This is a genomic window from Sporolactobacillus sp. KGMB 08714, from assembly GCF_036598985.1.
GTDB lineage: Bacteria > Bacillota > Bacilli > Bacillales > Sporolactobacillaceae > Sporolactobacillus.
On sequence record NZ_JAUUBW010000029.1, the window covers coordinates 1 to 26554 of the forward strand.

19 protein-coding genes and 1 riboswitch are annotated in these 26554 nt (G+C 45.9%); of the genes, 6 read left to right on the plus strand and 13 right to left on the minus strand.

Features of this window, described 5'->3' with window-relative positions; all coding sequences use genetic code 11:
- Positions 1-560, minus strand: a 560-nt coding sequence (locus Q6A92_RS13205; RefSeq protein ID WP_332238384.1) for an Orn/Lys/Arg decarboxylase N-terminal domain-containing protein, incomplete at its 3' end; no start/stop codon positions are given.
- 457 nt (positions 561-1017) lie between these two features.
- Between Q6A92_RS13205 and Q6A92_RS13210 the strand changes: the two genes are divergently transcribed.
- A complete protein-coding gene (locus Q6A92_RS13210; RefSeq protein ID WP_274397281.1) occupies positions 1018-1437 on the plus strand; it encodes a helix-turn-helix domain-containing protein in 420 nt (139 codons plus the stop codon).
- A gap of 1007 nt (positions 1438-2444) precedes the next feature.
- Here Q6A92_RS13210 and lysS read toward each other — a convergent pair.
- The 6 genes from lysS to Q6A92_RS13240 all read right to left on the minus strand — a co-directional run bounded on the left by lysS (position 2445) and on the right by Q6A92_RS13240 (position 13176).
- Entirely contained in the window at positions 2445-3938 is a 1494-nt protein-coding gene (gene lysS / locus Q6A92_RS13215) for a lysine--tRNA ligase (protein WP_332238386.1), read from the minus strand.
- A gap of 1089 nt (positions 3939-5027) precedes the next feature.
- Positions 5028-6155 carry an iron-containing alcohol dehydrogenase family protein gene (locus tag Q6A92_RS13220; protein WP_332238387.1) on the minus strand — a complete coding sequence of 376 codons (1128 nt, stop codon included), beginning with the start codon at positions 6153-6155 and terminating at the stop codon, positions 5028-5030.
- Between the two features lie 26 nt (positions 6156-6181).
- On the minus strand, positions 6182-7492 hold the full coding sequence (locus tag Q6A92_RS13225; RefSeq protein WP_332238388.1) for an O-acetylhomoserine aminocarboxypropyltransferase/cysteine synthase family protein: 1311 nt from the start codon (positions 7490-7492) through the stop codon (positions 6182-6184).
- Between the two features lie 216 nt (positions 7493-7708).
- Positions 7709-8125, minus strand: coding sequence for a GNAT family N-acetyltransferase (locus tag Q6A92_RS13230; protein WP_274397285.1), 417 nt, complete (start codon positions 8123-8125; stop codon positions 7709-7711).
- Positions 8126-8369: 244 nt separating this feature from the next.
- Positions 8370-9521 (minus strand): amidohydrolase, encoded by a 1152-nt coding sequence (locus tag Q6A92_RS13235; protein WP_332238389.1) that lies wholly within the window; start codon positions 9519-9521, stop codon positions 8370-8372.
- Positions 9522-9671: 150 nt separating this feature from the next.
- A riboswitch (SAM riboswitch) is annotated at positions 9672-9772 on the minus strand.
- Between the two features lie 1022 nt (positions 9773-10794).
- A complete protein-coding gene (locus tag Q6A92_RS13240; RefSeq protein WP_332238390.1) occupies positions 10795-13176 on the minus strand; it encodes an ABC transporter ATP-binding protein/permease in 2382 nt (793 codons plus the stop codon).
- A gap of 271 nt (positions 13177-13447) precedes the next feature.
- Between Q6A92_RS13240 and Q6A92_RS13245 the strand changes: the two genes are divergently transcribed.
- Together Q6A92_RS13245 and Q6A92_RS13250 are read left to right on the plus strand one after the other, a co-directional pair.
- Positions 13448-14125, plus strand: a complete 678-nt coding sequence (locus Q6A92_RS13245; protein ID WP_274397288.1) for a response regulator transcription factor — start codon at positions 13448-13450, stop codon at positions 14123-14125.
- Entirely contained in the window at positions 14115-15152 is a 1038-nt protein-coding gene (locus tag Q6A92_RS13250; RefSeq protein WP_274397289.1) for a HAMP domain-containing sensor histidine kinase, read from the plus strand. The genes Q6A92_RS13245 and Q6A92_RS13250 overlap by 11 nt, the downstream gene beginning before the upstream one ends.
- A 600-nt stretch (positions 15153-15752) precedes the next feature.
- On the opposite strand, the gene fadK is transcribed toward Q6A92_RS13250, so the two are convergent.
- The 6 genes from fadK to Q6A92_RS13280 all read right to left on the minus strand — a co-directional run bounded on the left by fadK (position 15753) and on the right by Q6A92_RS13280 (position 23010).
- Complete coding sequence (fadK, locus tag Q6A92_RS13255; RefSeq protein WP_332238391.1) at positions 15753-17375, minus strand: medium-chain fatty-acid--CoA ligase; 1623 nt, start codon at positions 17373-17375, stop codon at positions 15753-15755.
- Positions 17376-17450: 75 nt separating this feature from the next.
- Positions 17451-17753 carry a ferredoxin family protein gene (locus Q6A92_RS13260; protein WP_332238392.1) on the minus strand — a complete coding sequence of 101 codons (303 nt, stop codon included), beginning with the start codon at positions 17751-17753 and terminating at the stop codon, positions 17451-17453.
- The gene (locus tag Q6A92_RS13265; RefSeq protein ID WP_332238393.1) at positions 17750-19036 is read right to left on the minus strand and encodes an FAD-dependent oxidoreductase; all 1287 of its coding nucleotides are present in this window, start codon (positions 19034-19036) and stop codon (positions 17750-17752) included. The genes Q6A92_RS13260 and Q6A92_RS13265 overlap by 4 nt, the downstream gene beginning before the upstream one ends.
- A gap of 63 nt (positions 19037-19099) precedes the next feature.
- Positions 19100-20317 (minus strand): CaiB/BaiF CoA transferase family protein, encoded by a 1218-nt coding sequence (locus tag Q6A92_RS13270; protein ID WP_274397293.1) that lies wholly within the window; start codon positions 20315-20317, stop codon positions 19100-19102.
- A 75-nt stretch (positions 20318-20392) separates the two neighbouring features.
- A complete protein-coding gene (locus Q6A92_RS13275) occupies positions 20393-21685 on the minus strand; it encodes an MFS transporter (protein ID WP_332238394.1) in 1293 nt (430 codons plus the stop codon).
- Positions 21686-21846: 161 nt separating this feature from the next.
- Positions 21847-23010 (minus strand): acyl-CoA dehydrogenase family protein, encoded by a 1164-nt coding sequence (locus Q6A92_RS13280; RefSeq protein ID WP_332238395.1) that lies wholly within the window; start codon positions 23008-23010, stop codon positions 21847-21849.
- 496 nt (positions 23011-23506) lie between these two features.
- On the opposite strand from Q6A92_RS13280, the gene Q6A92_RS13285 reads away from it, so the two are divergent.
- The 3 genes from Q6A92_RS13285 (at position 23507) to Q6A92_RS13295 (ending at position 26551) form a co-directional block, all read left to right on the plus strand.
- Positions 23507-24418: a LysR family transcriptional regulator gene (locus tag Q6A92_RS13285; RefSeq protein WP_274397296.1), complete on the plus strand. Its 912-nt coding sequence runs from the start codon at positions 23507-23509 to the stop codon at positions 24416-24418.
- Positions 24419-24618: 200 nt separating this feature from the next.
- Entirely contained in the window at positions 24619-25752 is a 1134-nt protein-coding gene (locus tag Q6A92_RS13290) for an acyl-CoA dehydrogenase family protein (protein ID WP_332238396.1), read from the plus strand.
- Between the two features lie 28 nt (positions 25753-25780).
- Entirely contained in the window at positions 25781-26551 is a 771-nt protein-coding gene (locus Q6A92_RS13295) for an electron transfer flavoprotein subunit beta/FixA family protein (RefSeq protein WP_274397298.1), read from the plus strand.
- Positions 26552-26554: the final 3 nt, after the last annotated feature.

The window sequence follows — 26554 nt, forward strand, 5'->3', positions numbered from 1 at the left end:
TTGTAGACTTTCGCCGCGTGCCGCTCCGCCTGATAGGCCGGCCCCTCGTGAATCAGCAGATCGCCGAGCTTTACATCTGAACTGCTGATGTCCGAGCGGAAAACGTTTTCTCCGTAAAAGTCATAGAAATAGCGTCCGGCCGGATGCTTTCGGAAAAACTGGCCTCCGTGGTGCCCCGGAGTGTCAAATTGAAGATTCCCCTGATCGAAATACTTGCTTAAGTTTTTAAAAAAGGGCGGCAAAACATTCTCTTCATATTCCTCCGCAGCCGCCTCGATCTGCCGGCTGTAAAGTTTCTCGTCATAATGATTGCAGTCCATCAGGTGGAAGATTTTTTCCAGCGTCGCTTTGTCGAGGCTGGTATAATTGTTTTTCACGATCATAAAGATGGGGATCCCGAACTGAGTCTCGGAGACTTTATCGACGAACGCCGCCCGGCCGTCGGTCAGCACGACGCCGGCGACGTCGGTGAAGTCCGTGTCTTCGATCCGGACCTTCTCCCGCGTGGTTGAAAAATAGCGTTCTGCTTCGGGATCGTAGGCAATTTTAAGATGTTTCATTTACCGATTTAAACCTCCCTATGAGAAATTGTTTTATTGTATACGCTTACACAAAGATCCTATTGAAACTTTTTACGTGTAACTAATTGATTAGTTTTTGTTTGATATTCTTGTACTTTATATTCAAAAAAAATTTCATAATCCGTATACATAAATTAAAAACATCATCTAATTAGAAAACTTGTCTTTCCATTTATAATGATAATTTTTGGTTATATATAAGTCTTGACCGCTTTTTCCCTGCTACTTTTTTCGCCTCCCCGCTTTAATTAATTTATCATTTCTCATAAACCCACCCCCTCGATATCCAAGTATCTTGTATTTACAGTTCTAGTATATATCCAAAAAACTTGTATAACAACAAATTAAATATGATATATTTGAATGTTGTGTGAAATAATTAAAAAATAGTACAATATATTTGAACTAAATAAGCCAACTATAAGGAATGATCAATTTGCTTGGGGACAGAATTAAACAACTGCGAAAAGAACATGGATTAACACAGGCCCAATTAGCAGAAATATTAAACATTAAAAAAACGACCATATCCAACTATGAAACGGGATATAGTACACCCTCTAATGAAATGTTAAAAAATTTAGCAAATGTGCTGGATGCTTCAACAGATTATCTGCTCGAGCGAACGAACAATCCCGATCTAACCGAAAAAGACGAGGACGATATTGCGAAAACCATGAATAAGCTTAAAAAAAATCTAATTAATGGCAAGGATAAAGGCGTACTGGCCTTTTATGGGAGGCCGTTAAGTGATGAAGCCATTGAATCTATGCTGATACAACTTGAGGCAATTGAAAGGCAGACAAAAATAATAAACAAAAAGTATATTCCTAAGAAATATAAAAAAGGAGAGTGACAAGGGGGGATTTCTGTACTAAAAAAGAAGCGTTGGATAAAATTCTTATCGGGGCCGCCTGATGTCATCCCCCAATCGGATTGTTAATCAGGCTCTTAAAGATTGGCGTCAATTGTGCCGCGGCGTCATTGAAAGAATCCGGCAGCCGCGATAAAGGCTGTACGGCACATGTGCTGCCCGGACGATTCACTGATTTTCCCAGGAAAAAAGACCGCACTCCGGAACTCTGACCGGGACAGGATGTGATCCCCGAAACCATTACCAATCAATCCGGAGATGCCGGCAAAGAACCTGTCATCCACCGGCCGCTGTCCGGCACAATGCAGACTCTGAACAAATGGTGCAGCAATATTGTTTAAATGGGGATCATTTGGAGACGTAATAAAGAAGTGTTCAAAAAATCAGGATGGAAAGATCAGAGGCCTCCCGGGTATCTGATTATTTCTGCAGAATGTCGGGACCACTCAGGAACTGGGCCGGAGCGAAATCCCAGACACAATGAGACATTCAAAATATGAAAGAATACGGTTGTCTCACGCATTTTTTGAACCCGGATAAACGGGACTGCCTCACAGGATGCGGCCAAGAAAATCCCAGGCCATTCATACGGAAGCATCAGACAGCTTAGAAAAAGCCGGCATTGAAAAAGCCCTTACCTATTCAGGAAAGGGCTTTTTCAATGTCTCTATCTGATAGGCCCTTCTTAAAAGGGCCGACTTTAACGGCGGTACATGCAGACAACAAATATCCGGTAAATTAAAATTGAGGCATCATACATCAAATAATCAACCCTGTCCAAGCTGCAGGTGCATCAGAGCATTTAAAACAATATTTTTCGAAAAGCACTCTGCAGACAGGCAGTTTTATCGTTTTGATCCTTTTCATCGCATGCCTCAAAATCTTTAGAGGGCAGTTTATTGCTCAATGTATCTGGAGCTCTGACACATATATGAAAAACAGAGCCGTATTTCAGATTTTATTTCACCATCCAGCCGATAGAGCATCGTTCAATCTTCTCTTTTTCTCATCTGCGGAAATAATAATACATCGCGAATCGATGCCGAATTTGTTAGAAGCATGACCAGACGATCAATGCCTATGCCGAGTCCGCCGGTCGGCGGCATTCCGTACTCCATTGCTTCAAGAAAGTCCTCATCAATCATCTGAGCTTCATCATTGCCCGCTGCCCGTTCCTCCATCTGCTGCTCAAAGCGTTTTCTCTGGTCAATCGGATCATTCAACTCGCTGAACGCATTGGCATACTCCCGTCCGACAATAAACAGTTCAAACCGGTCGCTGAATCTGGGATCTGCGCTGTCTTTCTTTGCAAGAGGAGAAATCACCAATGGATGTCCGAAAACGAACGTCGGCTGGATCAGAGTCTTCTCAACCTTTTGTTCAAAAAATTCATTAACGACATACCCGTAAGTCATATCGTCCTTGATCTCAATGCCGTGCTCCAGTGCCAGCTTCCGCGCTTCCTCATCCGACATCTGCGGCCACAGATCCACTCCTGTCGCTTCTTTGATCGCATCAACCATGTGTACCCGCTTCCAGCGTGGTTTAAGTTCCAATGGCCGGCCTTCATAGGTAATTTTCGTTGTCCCCAGCACTCTCTCGGCAAGATCCGAAATCAGATTTTCCGTTAGCTCCATGACGCTCCGTAAATCTCCATAAGCCGCATAAAGTTCCAGCATGGTGAATTCAGGATTATGCTTCGTATCAATCCCCTCATTGCGATAAACGCGTCCGATTTCATAAACCTTTTCGAAGCCGCCAATGATCAGACGCTTAAGATGCAATTCAAGGGCTATCCGCATGTATAAATCGATACCCAGTGCATTGTGATGAGTAACAAACGGGCGGGCGGAAGCACCGCCGGGTATCAGGTGCATCGTCGGCGTTTCAACTTCGAGATAACCGAGACCATCAAGGATGTCACGAATAGATTTTATAATCTTACTTCTTAGAACAAAGGTTTCTTTGATTTCAGGATTGACAATCAAATCCAGATAACGCTGGCGATAGCGCTTTTCCACATCTTTCAATCCATGAAACTTATCCGGAAGCGGACGCATCGCTTTAGAGAGAATGCTGAATTTAGCAACTTTGATTGAAAGCTCACCGACATGCGTCTTGAAAACTGTCCCTTCGACACCGACAAAATCGCCGATATCAATCCGGCTGAAGATTTTATACTGATCTGCGCCGACGCTGTCCTTTCTTACATACAGCTGGATCCTGCCGCTGAAATCTTGAATATCGGCGAAACCGGCCTTTCCCTTCCGTCTCACCGTCATTATCCGCCCCGCCATCACAGCAGGTACGTGCTTCTTCTCTAATTCTTCCATTCCTATTGAACCGTACAATGCACGAACTTTTCCACTATCGTGCGTGCGCTCGTACCGGCCGCCGAACGGATTTATCCCTTCTTCGATCAGTTCTTTCAGCTTTTCACGCCTGGCTTGAAGCTGATCGGTAAGATCTACTTCCTGGCTCATTATTTCAACCCCCGGTTATTTATTTTGGTATGCAGATTGCTGAACAAATGCAAGCAGTAACTTTTTAATTGCTGACAGGCGCTAAGCTCTTTCAGAATCTCTGTTTGTCAGAACAGTGTCTTAAGGCATTTATCCAATGATCAGCAGCCAAACGCATTAGATAAAGCGATCGGGCAATTTGACGAGTCATTAACAGAAATTGCAATACACAAAAATGCAAAACTTTTTCAACTCAGATCGAACGATAAAATGAGATATCTTGTAACTGGCCGTGTTGTACATTTGATTTATTTGGACCGCAATCTCTGAAAATGTCATCGTTAAAAAAACAGAACCAATTAAAAACAGTCCGTTCTGAATCCGCTTATCGCTTCCCTTCATTCTGATGGTTAATGAATTCTTTATAGATCTCACTCCTCTTTATCCAAGATTCTTGTATCATTATCTTATAGTATATATCTGAAAATCTTGTATTACAACATATTTAACTATGATATTTTGGGATTTCAGAATTGAGGATAAATGATCTTTTTTTCCGACTGCCGGATTCGGCTCCCGGCATCGCTTCGCCCGATCAGAGAAAACATTGTTGCGTTCACAGGAAACAGCCGAAGAGCTGCGTGCGAACTCTCAAAAGGTGAATCATCCCTATTCCGTGTGCCCGCACAGGACGTACAAAGCACAAAGATCAATCAACAAAACCCGCTGGAGATATCAAATCAGAAAAGTGATGTCTCTGTTAAGCGCCTCCTGCAGTTGGAATGATGGAGGCCCATCGATCATTGCCGGTACATACCATCAAAAGACCGGCCAATAGATTTTTGTGCATGCCGTTTTAGGAGACACATAAGAGAAAGGATGAAGTCAGGATCATGATCATTGTTTTTTCGTTGTACCTGTTTGGCTTTCGGGGGAGAGGCCAATAATAATTCAGCTGTCATTCATGTTGAAATTTGCCAACAATTTGGTTGCGAGTTCATTTGGCATCGTTTTCAATTTCACTAAACAGGCAGAAAGCACCACCTGCCGGTCGTATAGCAGTATGCAAGAGACAACACGATTTGGCTGCTTCTATCAGGAATCTATGCTTCAGTCAGCCCCGCCCGCCTTATCGACAATCGGGCATACAGACTGTTCGTCCCGATCTGTCTCGGCAGCCATCAATTCAACCTTGTTGATCGCACTCAGGATAAAATCGACACTGATCTTCTTAAACACAAAATAAAATCCGGTTTCTGTCCCGACACATTCTTGTGCCAGGGTTTCTTTCGCTTGATTGACATCGTTCATGCCGAACTGATTGAGCGAATAGCTGAGACCGATCTGCTTATAGAAAGGCAGGAGTTTCCGTACTTCCGCTTCATTGCCCTCGGTCAACAGGAGAACGAGCAGGCCATAAGCAACCTTGACTCCGTGCGGCAGGCGGTTTGTCTCCGGGATCTTGCTCATGGCATTATGAATCGCATGGGCTCCGGAAGCACGGCCAAAATCACGGGCGAAACTGCCGACTGTTCCGGACAGACCGACGATGACATCGGAAACAACGCGGAAAGCCGGACTGATCCGGTGCGCTTCAAGGCTTGCCACCGCTTCCCCCGCATAACGAAGCAGCAGTTTTTTCGTATCCAGTGCCGCATCGAGTCCCAGTGAAACGAAAGGATCCGCCGTCTGTGTCTCATCCTTTCGAATCGATTCCGCTTCATACCATTTGGCCAGTGTATCACCGATGCCGGAGATATAATAATTTTTCGGCGAATCGATCAGTAAGGACAGATCGACCAGCACAGCATAAGCGGATTCCTCAAAATGATCCCGGCCAATGTGAACATGCTGTGCATCATAGATAATTGCGAACGGCGTATAAGCCGAGCATGTCCCGAGTACGGTTGGGATGCAAATATACTGCGAGTGCAGCCGATGATTCACCCCTTTAGCCGTATCCAAAGCACGGCCGCCGCCGATGCCGATGATTAAATCAGCCTGTCCGATTTCATTGGTCAGACGATCCATATCCTCATGACTGGATGTGCCGTCGTAGCGATGAATCGGCCATCTGACTTCTTTCTTATAGATCTTTTGAAAAGCCGCAAATGAGTTTTTACCCGTAACAATATGTATCGACGAAAAAGGCGCGGCCATTTCATCCAAGTAAGTGATCGCATCATTCGAGCAGATATACCGGCTTGGACCGCCTCTGACAATTTTTCCAAGATCCATCGGCTTTCCTCCTAATTCATTCATTTTTAAGCAAATGCCGTGCGGATCGCCTGATCGAGATCGGCGATCAGATCATCTGCATCTTCCAGACCGATCGAGAGCCTGATCACCGTGTCGGACAGCCCGCCCCGTCTCCTGTAGGCAGAAGGGATCTCACGATGCGTTGTCCGGCATGGATTTACGATCAGTGAGCGTACATCGCCGACATTGGGCAGATAGCTGAAAATTTTTACCGAATCCAGAACTTTCTTTGTCTGCTCCTCCGTTCCGTCCATGTCAAATGCAAAGATGGCTCCCACACCTCTGGGAAAATATTTTTTTACCAGTTCATGCTGCGGATGATCCGGCAGGCCGGAGTACTGAACGGTTCTGACATGTGGATTGGCTGTCAGAAACTCCGCAATCTTTTTGGCGCTGGCAACTTGTTTGTCCAGTCTCTCCGACAGAGTCTCAATGCCGAGAAGGACAAGATAAGCCTCAAACGGACCGAGCACGGCGCCGAACAGACGGAGATATTTGAGCCGGAGCCGGGCGGCAAAAGCTTTATTGCCGAAAGCTTCGACAAAGCTTCTCTGCATGTGTTCCTCCTCATTTCCGAGGATAAATTCTTTTTCTTCAAACTGTTTGAACCTGCCATTGCCGAAATCAAAGTTGCCTGCGTCGACAATCAGGCCGGAAATCACTTCGCCATGCCCGCTGATCCCCTTAGTCGACGAATAAACAACAAGATCCGCGCCGTAGCGGATCGGATTAAAAAGGCAGGGCGTCGGGAAGGTATTATCGACGACCAGGGGAATTCCGTGCCTGTGCGCCAGCTGGGCCAGAGCCGCTATATCCGCCACAGTTGTTGCCGGATTGGTCACACTTTCCACAAAGATCGCTTTCGTATCTTCCTTGATCGCGGATTCAACCTGATTCCAGTCATTGATGTCATCAATAAAATCAAAATAAATACCATATTTGGGAAAAAGCGTGCGAAACTCATCAAAACTTGCACCGTAAATGTTTGCGGCCGCCGCGATCCGGCCGCCGCCTTCAGTCAGATTAAGAATGGTATAGGAAACGGCCGCCATTCCGGAACCTACGGCGACTGCATCCGCACCGCCGTCAAGACCTGCAATCCGTTTTTCCAGAACGGCGACAGTTGGGTTGCTTACCCGGGAATAACTGAACCCTTTTTCCTTAAAATTAACAAGCCGTGCTGCCCGGTCCGAATCGCCAAAACCAAAAGCTGCCGTCTGGTAAATCGGAACCGATGAGGCATAGTTATGTTCTTTCGGATCATATCCCGCATGTATTTTCAAAGTGTCGAATCTTTCTGGTTTTTCCTCCGGCATCCAAAGTGCCCCCTCTGCTGATACGGCCATATAATGAACTGAAGTTTATCCGAACTTGACAATCGATTCATCCGGTGTTTGCGGGCCAATCAATTGAGACAACCGAATGAGCGATTGCCCCGCTGCTTTTCCCGAAAAACAACTGCAGGCGCGGTAAAGCCTTATTGCTCATTGCTCTGCTTTTTGTTAATGATCCGTCTTCATGGTCCGTGCTTTCTACAGATCCTTATCCAGGTACACAATATCCGGCCGGAAATTCCAGCCTTTTTTTCTCCAGAAACTTTTTCCGTCTTCATTATCGAGCACAACAAACAGTCCGATCTTTGTGATCTTCTCTTTTCTAAAATTTTCACAGACACGATCAATTAAAAGAGTGCCGATTCTTCTCCCCCGATAGACGGGATCGACTGCCGTATGGTAAATAAAGCCCTTGCGGCCGTCCGTCCCGCCGAGAATCGTGCCGACGATCCGGCCGTTTTCCACGGCGACAAAACAAGTCTCCGGATTTTTCCGGATTATCCGGGCAATACCTTCGTAACTGTTATCCAGGGATCTTAAATTCATTCCCGGTACCCTCGACCACAAATCATAGGCGCCCTCATAGTCCCCGGGAACCATCTCTCGAATGTCCATACTCTTTCCAGCTCCAAACTGATTCAAACTTATTTTTTCCGTTTTGCCCTTGCCAGTGTCCGTGAGCGTAACAAACACGCCGGCGAATCATCCGTATTTTTGGTGCCAATGGCCCGGCAACGCCGGCCTTTCCCTGGAACTTCTCATTCAAAAAACGATAGGTTATCCGGCCTGCTGGCCCGCACCTTTCAGACCTGTCCGATCTGGCGGACGTCAGACGATGCAATGATAGGAGATCATTGATTCATTTGCTGTTAGACAGTTCGTGTAATAATCTGAAACTATTTCTTTCAAAAAAACGAGCCCCGTAGATCAGGAGACCGTCGTCGGCAGTAAATCGCGGGTTGTGGACACTGACATGACCGCCGTTGCCGATATCCACATAAACGCCCGGGACATGCTCCTGGAAACAGGCAAAGTCATCACTTCCTAAACCGGGAGTTAATTCATATGTATCCGTAAATTTGCTAGTTTCATCCCGGACAATGGCCGTTAGTCCGGGATCGTTAACGACGGACGGATCACCGGTATACCAGTCAATGTCCGCAGTCACTCCATAGGCTTTAGCGGTGGCATCGACTATTTGCGGAAATCGTTTTTTTATCGTCTCGCGCACTTCTTTATTCGCGGTCCGAACGGTCCCCTCAAAAAAAGCAGTTTCCGGTAAAATATTCCATGTATTTCCGGCGGTAACATGCGTAATACTCAAAACACCGCCGGACAAAGCATTGATATTGCGGCTGATAATCGATTGAAGGGCACCGATTTCCGCGCCTAAAGCAACGATCGGATCACGGCCGTTTTGCGGTGCGGAAGCGTGGGCGCCAATACCGGTCAGCGTCACTTTGAATTTATCAATGGCGCCGCTGGCAATACCCGGCTTCAATCCGACACGTCCTATCGGTTGATTGGGTGTATTGTGAAAACCGATGATGGCATCAACACCGTCAAGCTGACCGTCATTAATCACCTGCAAAGCACCTTCATTAGCTTCCTCAGAGGGTTGGAAAAGCAGACGGACTTTTCCGGGCAGTTCTGCTTCCCGCTGCTTAATCAGATAAGCACCGCCCAGCAATGAAGCAATATGCGTATCATGGCCGCAGGCATGCATTTTGCCGGGAACTTTTGAATGAAATGGAACGCCGGATTCTTCCTGGATCGGCAACGCATCAATATCGGCACGCAGGCCAAGCGTGGGGCCGTCCTTTAGACCTATTTCGGCGAAAACGCCGGTTTTCAAATGAGTCGATAAGATTTTAATATTCCAACGGGTCAAAATCTCCTTAATCTTCTCAGTCGTTTTAAATTCATTGTCAGCCAACTCCGGATACTCATGGAAGTGATGACGGTACTTAATCAGTACCGATTCGAGCTGACTATCCGTTAATTTTGCCATGCAATCATACCTTTCATCGTATTTTCCCTTCTGCCATTCAATTTGTTAATCAGACCTTTTTGATCGCACCGCTGCGGATTGAACAGAGATCACGTGCATACAAAAAAGGCTGCTTTCCGCAGAATCAGAAAAGCAGCCCTTGGCCGTGTTCTCTTATCTGCCAGAATTGAATCTGCTGGAATTGACACCATGCACAACGTGCTGGTTGTCGGGTTTCATTGGGCCAGTCCCTCCGCCACTCTTGATAAGAACTTTTGCTATTTATTTAAAAAACAGATCTTTACAACTGTTTCTACCTGATAACGCCAGGACATATTCCGAACGTCTGTCACCCTGTCGCCCTGATCATTAACTAAATTATAATTCACATTCGCGGTATGTCAATGATGATGACCAGGAGAAACAACAGGCCCGGTTTAGCAGGAAGGACGCGGCCCAAAGGCCCAAAAATGAATCCCGCTCATAGATGCTGCTCTTCTAAACGTTTTCTCCCCGCGGAATTCAGCAAATTGCTTAGTTAAAAGCCGATGACCTGTTCATCGTTTGATTTTCCGCAACGACTTTTCCTTCCCGGTTATTCAAATCTTCCGTATTTCTTAATCGTCACCGGGCATAGATTACAATCGCTTCTCTGCTCCTTTTGCCGAGTGCATATACTTTCTTGTCATCCTCTTCTTCAAAAAATCGGAACGGAACTTTCCAATTATTTTCACAGGATCACTTACAGCGATGCCAGTCCCCGGACAAGCGATTCAAAACAGCCAGCAACAAAAATGGACGATCTTTTCTGCTGGATAAAAAAATAAGCCCTGCTTCAGGCTTAAATGGGTTTTGGATAATCGATACAGGGTAAGTCATGCTATAAGCAAGCATCTGTATCTTATCAAATGAATATTACCCGAATATAACGGGTCTATAAATAATTCGTAAAATCAAAAACAGACCCCTAAAGGTCTATTTTTGGGAGAGTTACATTTTGTTCATCTTTTATAATAGGACCTGTTTCTTAAAATTTAATTAAATTTACCGGTTTTTTTGATGCAGTTGTTCAAGCATCTGAATAACCGGCTTAATTGACACAGTGACTTTTCGATGCCCTAATCTATTAATCATCCGTCGATTCCGCAATTATACTCGTTACTTTCAATGATTACCTCCTTGAAGTGATGCGTTAAATCTGATCGATCGGCCGTATGCCGTATATTAAAAGGGCCCCGGGTCAGAGCCTTTTATTTCCATTCGCCCAAAATCAAAGGGCATCCGATGACACGGATCATTCGCTGCGCAGCGCTTCAACCGGATCTCTTCTGGCTGCCATTTTGGCGGGAATCAATCCGCCGATCAATGTCAGTACGATGCTAATGACAACGAGAGCCGCGGCATGCAAAGGATTTAGCTGAGCTACATTTTTCAAGGATGTCAAATTATAGAGTATGATATTGGCCGGGATTTCCAAAAGATAGGCAATTCCTATACCCATAAGGCCGGAACAGGTACCAATTATAAAGGTCTCCGCATTAAATACCCGCGTTATGTCTCTCTTCCTGGCTCCCAGTGCACGAAGAACGCCGATTTCTTTTGTCCTTTCCAGAACGGAGATATAGATAATGATCCCGACCATGATCATGGATACGATCAGAGATATTGCCGCAAATGCGATAAGCACCAGGGTAATCGCGTTCATGATGCTGCCGGATAATTTTGTCATCATCGCCGCAAGATCCTGATAGTTAATTTTGTCTGACGCTTTGCGGCCGGCATTCCATTTATCAAGATAGTCAGTTACCTTCTGCTTGGCATCAAAATCTTTCGGATAGAGAGCAATAGAGGTCGGAATACTCGTCGATCCCAGAGAAGCAAGAACCTCATTTTTCGTCAATGACACTTTCGTGCTTCCTCCCGTAGCCGACGTGCTTCTGCTCATATTGGGACCGAAGCCGCCGCTTGAGCCGGCACTCGATGGACTTCCGGAATCAGCGGAAAAAGATGAACCGGTCAGCACATCATAATCTGCTTCTTTCTGTGCTTTGACAATCTCAGAATTTGATGCGTTCCCAATGAAATATTGCGCCAGTTGGTCAGAATAATAAACACCGGAAGAAAGTGAAGGAGTCTTTGTATCCTCTTTAATGCGGACGATTCCGGAAATTCTTAAGGTTATAGCCTGGCCGCTGTTATACAGATTGGACAGATCATTGGGGGAGCCGTTAACTGTATAGGTATTCCCTGATTTTTTATAATATTCATTATTCAGGATCAATTTGAATTGTTTTCCGATGATTTTATCAAAACTTATACTTTCTCCATCTTTAGAATTAATTCCCAGTTCTTTAAGCAGCGATGTGTCGAGACGGTTATATTCATCAACTACCATAACGAGATCCGTTTTATCTTTCGGCAGGTTTCCTGCAAGTAAATGATAATACTGGCTGAAATAGTTGCCGCCGGCAGGTTTGTCAGGGTAGGAACCGAGATTAAGATTAGCCGTATCTACAGGAACTGCTTTGTTTCCGCTCTTCTTAAGCAGATTCATGTTTACGCTGCGCGTGAAGGAGACGGCATCTAAAAGAGAGGGCTGTATTTTTTTGACATAATCCACATAACTTTGTGTGATTTTATTTGTATGGGCAGCTGTATTTTTAGAAGAGTCATACGAATAAACAGCCGGCTTATTCGTATATTTAATCGAGCTATTTTTCTTTGTAGAAGTCGACGGCTGGCTGATGCTGGCAGATGACTGGCTTATCGTGATCGGATAATTGGACAGAGTACCGGATTCAAAACTATTGATTTGCTGATTAAATCCATTTGACAGAGCCAATACAAGAGCGATCCCGATAATACCGATACTTGAAGCAAAAGCCGTCAGGGAAGTCCGCCCTTTTTTTGTCAAAATATTCTTCCAGGATAATTTTAAGGCCGTGAAAAAACTCATGCTTGTTTTTTTCAACCGATAGTTTCCGGAAACCTCGGCGGTATTTATTGGGTTGGAATCTGAAATCACTTTTCCGTCAGAAATTCTGATAATTCGATTAGAATATCTTTGAGCCAGATCAGGATTATGTGTGACCATAATAACCAGCTTATTCCTGGAAATCTGCTTTATAAGCTCCATGATCTGTTCGCTTGTCTCTGTGTCAAGCGCACCGGTAGGCTCATCCGCCAGAATAATATCCGGATCATTAGAAAGCGCTCTGGCAATGGCGACCCGCTGCATCTGCCCCCCCGATAATTGATTCGGTTTTTTGTGGATGTGATCCTTAAGGCCGACCTTTTCCAGGACATCTAAGGCCCTTCTGCGCTTTTCTCTATTTGAAACACCGCTTAATGTCATGCTCATTTCCACATTGTCTAAAAGGCTTAAATGCGGAATCAGGTTATAGCTTTGAAATATGAATCCTACACTGTTATTTCGATAGGCATCCCAATCTCGATCCTTAAACTTTTTTGTTGATTTGCCGTTGATAATAAGATCGCCGCTGTCATATTGATCGAGACCGCCGATCATATTGAGCAGGGTTGTTTTACCCGATCCGCTCTGGCCGAGTATGGAGACAAATTCATTTTCCCTGAAATTCAGGCTCACTTTATCCAGGGCAATCTGGGTAAAATCACCGGTAGTATAGCTTTTGGATATTTCCCTTATTTGCAGCATCGACATACTCCTTCTATTCAGTCGTCACCAAGTAATATAACACAGTAAAATAAACTGAATATCAACTGGATGATACTCCGAAAAAAACCTAATCTATACATGAAGGATTAAAGAGTCGGTTAATCCGTCCAATAACGGGAATGACGCTTCTGCATTTATTCCCATAGAAGGCCAGGGTGCCATCCGCCATGTATCCAGGATTCCGTACCCGTTTACAATGAGTTAATATAAGTGTGTCATAATTTTCTCAGTCTTTATAGGGAGTGAAGCCATGTTTAACATCCTTGTCGTTGAAGATGATTTGAAATTAAACAAGCTATTCTGCACGGTTCTTTCGCGGCACGGTTATCATACTTTTGCTGCTTTTGACGGCGCACAGGCTCTTAAAATGCTGGACAGCCAGTATATTGATTTAATTATTTCCGATATTATGATGCCCAAGATGGACGGTTACCAATTGACAAAGGCGCTGCGCAATGCAGATTTTAACCTGCCTGTCCTGATGATTACGGTAAAAGAAAACTTCGAAGATAAACGGAAGGGGTTTCTCAGCGGAATTGACGATTATATGGTAAAGCCTATTAATGTAAATGAAATGGTTCTTCGCGTTCAGGCCCTGCTCCGCCGGGCGAAGATCGTCAGCGAGCGGGAAATAGTGTGCGGAAGTACCAGGATCGTTTATGATTCCCAGACAGTTTCGTTTAATGGCGGGACTGTTTCTCTCCCGCAGAAAGAATTCAGGTTGCTTTATAAATTGATATCTTTTCCAAACAAGATCTTTACGCGGCAGCAACTAATGGAGGAAATATGGGGTATGGATTCAGAAACAGATGAAAGAACGGTAGATGTTCATATCAACCGCCTTCGCGACCACTTAAAGGCATGCAAAGATTTCCAGATTAAAACGGTCAGAGGATTAGGCTATAAGGCGGTAAAATATGAAAAATAAAAAGGCACATACAACATTATGGCTTTATTTTGCTATTGTCGTTTTTCTAATCATGTTGGTCACCGCCATGATCATGACGATCATCGCCTTTATTCTCCTCCATTTCGGCTACCTTAATCCTTCCGACAGAACGCCCTTAATTCCCATTTCGATCTTAATGTTTATGAGTATCGTCATCGGTACCGTCATTTCGCTATTTGTCGGGAAAAAAATTCTTAAACCGATTACGCAATTCAGTAAAGCAGCCAAACAGGTGGCCAAAGGAGATTTTAATATAAAGCTTAATGAAACCAGTCATATTAATGAAATCCATGAATTAACCCGCAATTTTAACATCATGGTCCATGAATTATCCAGCATTGAAACCTTGCGAAATGATTTTGTCGTCAATGTTTCTCACGAATTTAAAACTCCGATTACGACCATCGAGGGGTACGCAACCCTTCTGCAGGATAAAACGCTCTCCGATAAAGACAAGGACGAATATATACAAATGATCCTCGAGAGTACACGGCAGCTGACTACTCTATGCGGCAATATTCTGATACTTTCAAAACTGGAAAATCAGGGTTTGGTTATGGATAAACAAACATTCCGGCTCGATGAGCAAATACGCCAGGCCATTCTTCTGCTGGAGCCGAATTGGAGTAAAAAGAATATTAACTTCGAGATCGATCTGATAAATATGACTTATTTGGGAAAAGAAGATTTGTTAATGCAGGTTTGGATCAACCTGCTGGACAATGCCATCAAATTTTCAAAGCAGGACGGAACAGTAAATGTTTCACTGATCCAGGATCAAGGAATGATACGGGTGGATATTTCCGATAACGGGATCGGCATGACGGAGGCTGTCATCCACCATATTTTCGACAAATTCTATCAGGGAAACACGACCAGAAGTTCATCCGGAAACGGCTTGGGGCTTCCTCTCGTTAAAAAAATTATCGAGTTGTGCGATGGCAGAATCACGGTAAAAAGCAAATATAATGAAGGAACCCATTTTACAGTCTTTCTGCCGCTGTAGTCTTTCATATATACCGTTCACGGGCACGGATAAAAACCGATGACCGATGCTATTTTATGGGCACGCTTTTTCATACCCTCCCTCTCTTCGTACCATTTATTAAAATGTCCTTTTTTGCAGAAACTCTTTTTATCATAGGCCGCTTCTCCCGGTCTATTAACTCAGGATCAAATGAATCAACCAATTGTCTTATTGTGTGAAAAAAGATCTCATCCGGTCCCGTCTATTTTGCCGACTAGGATGCACCAATCATTCTATAAGAGAATCAAGCACGATGCATTCTTCGGATTCAAATATCTCAAATATCCCAGTCATTACGGCCATGGGTAACGGTGCGAAAGCTGTTAATATGAGCTTACCCTGCTCTGTCAGTCTCAGCCGAATAAATATTCAGCTATACAAAACCCCCTAAAGCTGGATCAGATAAAATCCAATTTTAGGGGCATTTACATGTTTTAATACGCTATACTGGATCTCACTTTGTTTCGGTCAGAGTTATACCGAATCTTGCTCTCTCCGTTCGGCCAATAAGGTTTTGAGATGAATCAGCAGTCTCACGCCATACAATACCAATAATCAACCACTCGACGATCCATCCATTCAGTTCTGCATCTTTCGCCTGATGTCTTTTCTTAGTATATATTTTTTAACTTTCATTGAAGCGGTGTGAGGCAATTGTCCGACTACTTCTATTCGTTCGGGATATTTATATTTAGCCACATGAAGGCAGCGGAAAAACTTCTGAACTTCAGGCAGTGTCAGCCCTTTTGCCGGATTTTTAAGAACAACATAGGCACAGGATCGTTCCCCGAGCCTTTTGTCCGGCATGCCGACAACGCTTGCTTCGGATACATTCGGATGTTGCATGAGTATCCATTCGACCTCGGCACTGCTGATATTTTCGCCGCCCCTGATGATGATATCTTTCATTCTTCCGGTGATCCGGATGTAGCCTCTGGGATCCTGCCTGCATAAATCACCGCTGTAATACCAGCCGTCATCGTCAAGCACTTTGGCAGTCAGGTCGGGCTCTTTCAGGTATCCGACAAATACGTTCGGCCCGCGCGACGCCTCCTCGCCTTCTGTACCGCAGTCTACTTCTTTGCGGCTTTTGTCAACAACTTTAATCTCAATGCCCGGCAGAGCACAACCGTCCGTGAGCAGCAGATCCGCTGGATCGTCCGGTTTCGAAGCAGTGTGCGGTACGCTTTCCGTCGAACCATAGATGCTCATGATTCTCAGGCCGACAGTAAGCGCCTGCTGCAGGAGCATACGCGGAACGGCTGATCCGCCGCACAAGAAAACGTGCAGCGACGGAAGTGTCCGCTTTTGCTCATGAAGGCAACGGATCAGATCATAAACAACAGGTGTGCTCGCCATTGCGATGCTGCAGCGTTCTTCAGTGATGAGCCGCACAGCTTCTTCGGCGCAATACACATCTTCCAGCAGGCACGTCGCTCCAAGCATAAAAGAAGCCGTAACTCCATGATGAAAACCGATGGCGTGAGCGACCGGCGCCGGCATAAAAACTTTGTCCAGATAATCCAGATGAAAATTTGCACAGAACGCTCTTTCGCTGGCAATGATATTATTATGTGTCAACATAACCCCTTTCGGGAAGCCTTCAGTCCCCGAAGTAAAAAGCACAGCCGCCAGATCATCGGCACGTCGCAGACGATAACCTGCCGCAGGGGCGAACGGTTCCAATATTTTTGAAAGCGTCAGCTGACCGGCCGTTTCATTCTCCTTTTCAACGGCGACAATCTTTTTTAAAGACGGAACATCTGTTTTCAATGGCGAAATATTGGACAGATAGTCTTGTTTTCTGAATCGGACGGGCATAAAGAGTACCTTAGATTCACACTTGTTCAGAATATAGGACAATTCGTGAAGCTGAAAATTGGGTAAAATCGGGTTGATGACGGCCCCGACTTTCAGACACGCGGCGTAAATAACGGCAAACTCAGCCCAGCCCGGCAGCTGAACGGAGACAAAATCTCCCGGACACACACCTGTTTTTATAAGGAAAGCAGCGACTTTATCAGCCGCGCAGTCCGTTTCCCGATAGGTAAAGCATTTACCGTGGCTGTCGCTGACCGCAACCTTATCCGGGAAACATAAAACTGCCATCCGCCAATAATCGGCTAATGTAGCGTCGCCCCATTGTCCTTCGCAGCGATATTTATGGACCTGCGACTGTGTTAATTTGATCCCGAACGGCATACCATTCACCAGCCTTTCATCGAAGCATTTAAAGCGTGCAACACGATAACGTTCACATCGCTAAAGACGTACGGGTCAGCCTCTTCTGAAAATAATGCCTTTCCCTTGTTCCGGGTAATTCCATGAATAACCGGGCATACCCTGATTCAGCCGTTCACAGACAAACCGGCAGTTGCCGCATTCCAGGCAGCCGACATGGTCAAATTTTAACTGCTGCTGCGCTTCATCCCACTGATAACGTTCTGCCGGACAGCAGCGCGTACATGCTTTATGGACGCACGTCAGGCATTGCTGCGGATCAATGATGATGTGGGGATGGCGGTCGTCGCTGTCAAAACGGTTTTTAGCCAGACATTCATCCATTTTCATGTTGATCATAGTGAACGACTTCCTTTAAAAGCATCTTTTAAAACATGGAACAGCGGCACTTTGTCATCCTTCATCATTTGCCTGGCCATGCTGATAACCGATTTAGAAGGTGTACCGTCGGCAGTGTACAGGCGGCTCATCAGATCGGTCGCAAGCTGCGGATAAGCCGTAAACAAGTACTTCGAGTGCGCGATATAATCATGCGCGTGTTTGAGTGTTTTCAGATCTTTTAATACCGTCGGTTTCAGTTTATCCTGATAGATTTTCAGTTTCTCTTTTGAAAAATCATCGGCATCAATCGCCTCGATCGCTGTTTCCGCCGCAGCGATGCCGGACATCAGCGCATAATCCATCCCGCGCACGGTAAATCCGCGGTTGATGACGAAACCCGCCGCATCGCCGGCAATCAAAAATCCATCCGCATAAAGCGGCGGCAGCGACTGAAATCCGCCTTCCGGAATCAAATGTGCGCTATATTCGATCAATTCGGCGCCGCTGAGATAGCGGGCAATCGCCGGATGCCGGAGATAGCGTTCAAGCATATCTGTCAGTGAAAGTCCGGAGGCTTTCAGCGAAGACGTATCAGCAACGATACCGGTCGAGATGCTCTCCCTATTTGTATAGAAAAAGGCTCCGCCGCTGATTCCCTGCGTACAGTCTCCCGCGCACAGCATCGCCGCGCCTTCTCCGGAAGAAACGTTGAAGCGTTCATTGATTGACGTTTCGGACAGCTTAAAAACGCACTTAACGCCGACAGCGATATCATTGACAGCCACTTTAGGACGGAGCCCGGCGCGTTCGGCGACCCATGCATTGACACCTTCTGCATCGATCACCAGATCAGCTTCAATGGTTTCGCCGCCTGTTTGAATGCCGCATACCTTCTGATCGCGGATGAGCAGCCCGTCGACGGTCGTTCCCGGAATCAGCATAGCTCCTGCTTCTTCCGCCTGTGAAGCAAGCCAGGCATCAAAAGAACTTCTGAGAACTGAAAACGACTGTGCTTTGGGAGAAGCAAAGGTCGTGTCGATCATCATACTGTCTGCGTCAGTCATCATCATCATTATTTCCCGCTTGATCTCCCGTTCAAGCGGTGCATGTTGCCATGTTTCCGGCATCAGTTTTTTCAAAGCATAAGTGTAAATCCGGCCGCCGCTGACATTCTTTGCCCCGGGATACTCGCCCCTGTCAACAAGCATGACCTCTTTTCCCGCTTCTGCCAGGCGATAAGCGGCGGCGATGCCCGCGAGTCCGGCGCCGATCACGATGACTTGAAACTTTTCGTCGGCCATAGTCATTGCTCCTTTACTGTCTTTGCAGTTTTCTTCATTAATATGGACAACCCAATCCGCCTGTTAGTTATCGCCGCATATCAATACATTATCTTTTTCCATGGCTTCAATGCGTTCATCAGAATAACCTGCGTCTTTAAGCACTTCGCGCGTATGGTAACCAAGCGGCTTAGAAAGATTCATCGGCGGGCTGCTGATACTCTTGAAACGAACCGGTGAAGTAATTAATGTTGCTTCGCCGCCCGTCGGATATTTGACCTTTCTCAAGCAATCATTGGCCCACGCTTCTTCATCTTCCAGAATTTCATCCGGCGTGTACCCTTTCTCAAAAGCAAGGTCGTTCTCTTTGAAAAGGCGGGTTAATTCATCGAGATTTTTCTTTGCCATCTGCTCGCTGATAATGTCGATAATCTCCGAGTTGACACCCAATTCATTGACACGTTCGACTGTCCGGTATTTTTCATTATCAATAAGATCGGGACGATCGAGCATCCTCATGACCTTGTTAAAATCACGATTATACTCCGGCGCGCAGAAAACAAACCACCTGTTGTCTTTCGATTTATACGTATTGTTAAACGGATTGGCGACTTTTCGCCGCGATTTCGGGTACTTGTTGCCATATTCCGATGCGACAATCGCAATATTCATCATGAACAGCGCTGTGTGATGGAGGCTGACCGTCACTTTATCGCCTTTGCCGCTTTTGTTTCTGCCGACAAGCGCCGCGCATATTCCTGAAGCCAGGCACATCGCCGCCTGAAAATCGCCGTAGGCGTTGACTTCATTCAGCGGAGATTCACCCGGCTCAGTCATTGATGTCAGGATGCCGCCGCGGGCAACATAAGCTGTCGCGTCGAAGCCGGCGGCATCTTTCTCCGGACCGTTTTCTCCATAGCCGAGAATCTGAGCAAACACAAGTTTCGGAAATTTTTCACTTAATAGTTCATAGGAAAAGCCAAGGCGCTGCAGCGCTTTCGTCCGAAAACTTGTGACCAGCACATCGGCGTTTTCCAATATTTTATAAGCCGCTTCTTTGCCTGCTTCACTTTTTAAATTGAGGCTGACAAAACGCTTATTGACATTAGCAATGTCGAAGCCGGGATTCTCCTCAACGCTGTAAGGAATGTTCCATACTCCCCCCTGCGTGCGGCTCGGATCGCCTTTCAGTGATTCGATCTTAATAACGTCGGCACCCCATTCCCCGAGTACTCTTGGAACTGCCGGCGCGGCAATAAAAGAAGTCATTTCAACGATCTTGATGCCTTCCAATGGTTTCATTTTGTATTCCTCCTTGGCAAAGCGATAAGTATAAACTTCCTGCCATTTTATTTTTAATTGCATTCAGGACTGTCATCAGGCCACGTCTTCTTGCTTACTGCGGCCCGCCAGCGGCCGGATTCTGGCAAACAGCATAATGATCGCACCCAGCACGGCAACGGCTGCCCCAAGATATAAAGCCGATGAATACTGCCCGCTGACATCGATGACCCAGCCGCTGACGACTGGCGCGACAATGCCGGCAAATGTGCCGATAAAGCCGTTGAATCCGGAAATCGTTCCCGTATTTTTCTTTGAGAAGTCCATAGGAATCGAGAAGTAAGACCCCATCGTAAAACAAAGCAATCCATTGGAAAGCGACATGAGACCGACCGCCATCCAGATATTCGACGCCTGCGTACCAAACAGCAGGAAAACGCCGGCCAGCGCCAATCCGATAATCGGGCCGAGTTTGCGGCCGATATTCGGGCCATATTTCTTTGTCCAAATATCGGCAACCGTTCCGCCGAGCGGATAAGTGATGATCGCGACAAGATAAGGCAGCATGGAATAGAAAAGACTTGAACTGACCTTAATACCCCGGCCCAGGGCAAAATAAGTCGGCAGCCAGGTCATAAAAAGAAAAAAGAGATAGTTTGAACAAAAATATGAAATTGCGCAGGCCCAGACCGAAAAATTTGAAAAAATATCCGATTTTTTCAGTTCCGGTCCGCCGGCAGCCGCCTGAGCAGCAGCCGGCTGATCACTGTTGATATAGTCCATCTCTTCTTTGCTTATTTTCGGATGCTGGGCCGGTGTGTTTTTACCGAATTTCCACCAAAACAGGCACCAGATCGGTCCCAGGCAGGCAAAGGAGATAAAAAGCGTTTTCCATCCGAAAGAACTGAGTAGCCATGAAGCGGCAACCATTGTAATGGCAATGCCGATCGGAATACCCATCAGCAGAAAGCCCATTCCTTTTCCGGATTCTTTCTTGGGAAACCACCGCGAGAGAATGGAAGAATTAGAAGGAACGAACACACCCTGACCGATACCGACCAAAATCCTGATCACCATCATCAGACCGAGGGTCGATCCAAAAGGTGTCAGAAAGGTGAAAATGCAGAACCATAACGTACCAAAGATCAGTACCAGCCCGCCGCCGAAACGATCGGCCAGCCAGCCGGCCGGAATCATCGTCACCGCATAGCCGATAAAAAAGGCGGTCGATATCCAGCCAAACTGCGTCGCGTCCCAGCCGTACTGCTTCATTAACGCCGGGACTGCCGTCGACATGGCCACTCTCCCCATATAAAGAACGATATAATCAAAAATCAGGAGAGTGGTAATCCCCCAGCGGACATGACCCACTTTTCCATTGTTTATCATTTCGCTTCGCCTCATTTAATCCATGAATTTTTCTGTACGAATGCACATTTTGGGTGAAGGAACAACAAGCGCCAATATTATTTTCAATTTTCTGAATGAAATAATGGAGCACGAGTTTGTGCTCCTGCCATGCTCCATTACTCTTTTTTTGAATGCGGCTGTTACTCAATAAATCCGCCGTTTGCGATCAGCGGACGGGCCGCCGTCAGACGCTGTACCGTGCGCGGACCCTCTTCAAACCAAAGGGCACGGGCATCGCGGTACATTCTTTCAACCGGGCCGTAAGGATTGTCCTCAAAATAGCCGATGCCGCCAAAGATTTCCAGGCAGGAATCAGAGACGGTACGAACGGTATCAATACCGAACAGCTTGCTCATCGATGCTTTCATTTCAATGCTTTCACCGTGATCGAATTGCCGTGCCGTATCCATCAAAATGGTACGCAGCGCGTAGACCTGTGTGCCCATATCGGCGATCATTTGCTGAACGGCCTGACGTTTAATCAGCGGTTTGCCGAAAGTGACACGATCTTTCGCACGGGCAATCGCCAATTCAAGGAATCTCTGTGACAGTCCGAGGCAGCTGACACCGATCGACGCACGGGACAGTGCGAGCGCATCCATGAAGATTTCCAGACCTTCGCCGACATTGCCAAGTACATGATCGTCGTCGACCTCGACATCTTTTAAAAAGATATAACCATGTCCGGCACCGCGGCAGCCCATCATGTGCGGCATCGGCTCAACAGTAAATCCAGGCAGATCCTGCTCCACAAAGAATGCTGTGATTCCGCCTTTTTTGCGTTTGTTTTCATCTGTGACTGCAATCACATAGCTGGCCCCAGAAATATCGGTGTGCGAAATCAACGTTTTCTTGCCATTCAAAACCCATTTGCTGCCCTTTTTTACGGCCGTCGTTCGAATATCGGCACCGGTGCCGCAATCCGGTTCAGTCAGGGCAAAGTTCGTGAAAAACTCGCCGCTGGCAAATTTGTTCATGTACTTGTCTTTTAGTTTTTGAGAGCCATGTTCGTACAGAATATCCCAATCAAGACCGTTAGCATAGTGCAAATTCATGCGCATGCCGCCCGGTCCGCGGCAGATTTCTTCGAGTACCGGGAAAAATTGTTCGACACTCAACCCCAATCCGCCGAATTGTTCCGGAAGTGTCAGAGCAAATAATTTGTTTTCGCGGCAGATATCGAAATATTCTTTCGGGAAAACATGCGTTTGTTCGATTTCCGGCTGCAGCGCTTCAAGATCGTTTTCAACGACATGACGCGTCTTCAGACACAAATCTTTAAGTTCCTGATCCGTGAGCTTCATACCCAATTCTCCTCCATTTTTTCTCCGTAAAGGAGTTATTGCCGGCTCTATCCATGGATCCACTCCGCTTATAGGCGTTTGGCAAACCCCTGGCATGACGACATTGTCGAGCCATCGTGCAAAGAATTCTTTGAAGTCGCTTCCCTTGCACGTCTATAATGTAAGCCGTTTCATAATCAAAAACAATTTGGAATACGTTAACCTCATTTCATTTTTGAGCAATCCTGATATATGCTCTGATGCACGCCGATTATTTAGCAAGTGTTTGCCTATTGGCCCAAATTGTTATTTTATTCACAAAGCCATGAATAATGTTTGTGTCTATACACGATCTCACTAAATGATTTCTTTTTTTAAAAATTTTGTATTTTCCATGAAATCATTGAGACACTTTATCTCTTTTCACTATAATTAATCAATGGAATCGGTATGCAACCACTTTCATTGTTCAAGTGATCTTTTACCGCTTCACATATCACGTATTGGAGGAGCCTTTATGGAACTAATCCAAGTAAAATACGTTCTGGCCATTCAAAAATGGAACAATTTAACCAATGCCGCCAATGAATTGAGTATCACTCCTTCTTCTCTTTCTCAGCAGCTGAAAAAGCTTGAAGAGGAACTCGGCGTTGAACTTTTTTCACGCACGACACGAGTCGTAAAGCCCACGGAAGCCGGCTGCGACTTTATCGATTATGCACAAACGATCGATACATGTGTCATGCAGTTAAAACAAAAAATGAATCAATATGCGGTCGGCGAAAAAGGGGAGCTGGAGATTGGAGGAACACCCGCGCTGAAAGCATATGGGATCACGCATTTTATTGGTGAATTTGACAAGCATTATCCGCACGTCCATGTGAATATACACGAAGCCGAATGTTTTGATCTGTACCCGCTTTTATTCAGCAGTAAGATCGATGCAGCTTTTCTAACAGCCGCCGATAAAGCCGAGCCCGGAAAATTCAGATTGGATACTTTTCCCCTCGTGGAAGACGAAGTTGTCCTCGTCACATCAAAAAAACATCCTTTGGCCAAGTCGGAAGTCGTCGAATTGAAAGATCTGCGCAACGAAGCGTTTATTCGTTTCTCCAAATCGGCGGGCCTTTATCATGACGTCATGGCTGCCTGCAGCAAAGCCGGATTTGAACCCAATTATGTCTATTATACAAACTATGTTGACACGTGCCTGGGCCTGGTCTCAGAGGATCAGGGCGTCGCCTTTATTTCCTCAAAAATCGTGACTCACATTCTTTGGGAAAACATTGCCGTAATCCGCATCCATCCGAAAATACCGAGAATGCTGTCACTGGTCATCCCGCATCAAACTAAATCGCCGATCGTTCTTAATTTCCGGGATTTTATCGTAAAAGAGGCTCAAAAAGAAGGAAAAAAAGAACAACGTTGAACTTTTTACGTTAAGCCAATGTACCATTCATTAGTTATTCTTAACATTAAATCAGATTTCGTGATTCATTGAAAATCAGTTGAAAATCAAAAGACGTGTGTAAACATTAAATTGTGCCCCATTATTCATTGCAGTATATTGAGTGTGAGATCGAAGTTGTGAATGGTTTCTCAATATACTGCACATTGGGGGTTTTTATTGTGGAATACATCTTAACTGACGAGCAACGGGAACTCAGAGATCTGGTCCGCGAATTCGCTCAAAAGAAAGTCAAACCGCACGTAAAAGAATTCGACCGTCAAGGCAAATTTCCCAGAGAACTGCTGCAGGAAGCATTCGATATGGGACTGCACGTTCTGGAAATTCCCCAAGAATTCGGCGGAGCGGGGCTTGATTTCAAAACAACCTCTATTATTTTCGAAGAATTGGCCAAAGTCGATGCAGGCTTCGCCATTTCGCTCGTCACGACTTTCGTCGCGCTTCGCGGCGTCATCCTTTCCGGCAACGAGGCTCAAAAAAAATTGTTTGCCGACATTATCGTTCCGGGAGCGTTCGCCGCTTTCTCACTGACTGAGCCGAATGCCGGATCCGATGCCGGATCAATCCGCGCGACGGCCGTTAAAGAGGGTGATGAATACATCCTCAATGGCAGCAAATGCTTTGTCACGAACGGCGGCGTTGCCGATGTTTATGTCGCATTCTTTTCGACCGATAAAAGTCAGCGTACAAAAGGTATTTCTGCTTTCATCATTGAAAGAAGCCGTCCCGGCATCACCGTCGGAAAAGAAGAGGACAAAATGGGACTGCGGCTCTCCAACACGACAGATGTTATTTTTGAAAACGTTCACGTTCCTGCCGGCCATCTGATCGGCAGTGAGGGAGACGGTTTTAAAATTGCCATGAACGCACTCAACATCTCACGCGCATTCGTCGGCAGTCTGGCCCTCGGTATCTGCCAGTCTGCCATCGATGAAAGTGTCAAATACGCAAAGGAAAGAGAACAATTCGGCCGGCCAATCGCAAATTTTCAGGCCATACAAATGATGCTTGCCGATATGGAGATTCAGACCGAAGCCGCCCGCCGTCTCGTCCAGTACGCGATGAACCTGATTGATGAAGGCCGGGATGTCGTCACAGCAGGCGCAATTACAAAAACCTTCTGCGGTGATACGGTCGTTAAAGTGACGACCGACGCTGTGCAGATTTTCGGCGGATACGGTGTAAGCAAAGAATATCCGGTCGAGAAACTGATGCGGGACGCGAAAGTATTTCAGATTTTCGAGGGTACGAATCAGATTCAAAGAATTGTCATCTCACGAAAATTGCTTGCCTGATTTTTTTTAATAAATGGAGGCGTTCATAATGAATTTGCTTGTGTGTGCGAAACAAGTGCCCGACAACCTGGAAATCAAGTGGGATGCGGCAAAGAACCAGCTGGATTTCTCCGGTGCGGCCCTTGCAATCAGTGAATACGACAAAAACGCGCTTGAAGCGGCCGTTCAGTTAAAAGAACAATTAGGCGGATCGGTAACCGTTGTCAGCGTAGGAAACGATCAGGCGCTTAAATCTTTGAAGGCATGTATCGCAGTCGGAGCCGACAGGGCCGTGCTTATTCAAAACGATCAGTTCAGATCGCCGGATGCGTTTGCAACCGGTGCCATCCTTGCTGCCGCGATTAAAAAACTCGGATCCTTCGATGTGATTTTCTGCGGCGATCAGGCAATGGATACCAATGCCGGTCAGGTCGGCATTCAATTGGCGGAACAAGGAAACATCCCGCAGATCAGGCATGTCACCAAAATCGTCGTGAATGATGAAAAATTAACCGTTGATCACAAGACAGAAGACGGTTACCAAGTCATTGAAACGAATTATCCCATATTGCTGACGGCAAGCGATACGCTCAACGAACCGCGCCTTGCAACAATCAAAAGCAAAATGGCGGCCAACCGCGCAAAAATTGAACAAATAAAAGTATCTGAATTGAATCTTTCTTTCGAAGCACCGCCACTGCATCATTTGAAAATTTCCGCACCTGAGCCTAAAAAGACCGGCATCTCAATCTGTGAGAAATCAGGGCGGGACAGCGCACAGAAATTGTTTGACTATCTTGCTGCCGACAAGCTTGTCTAAGGG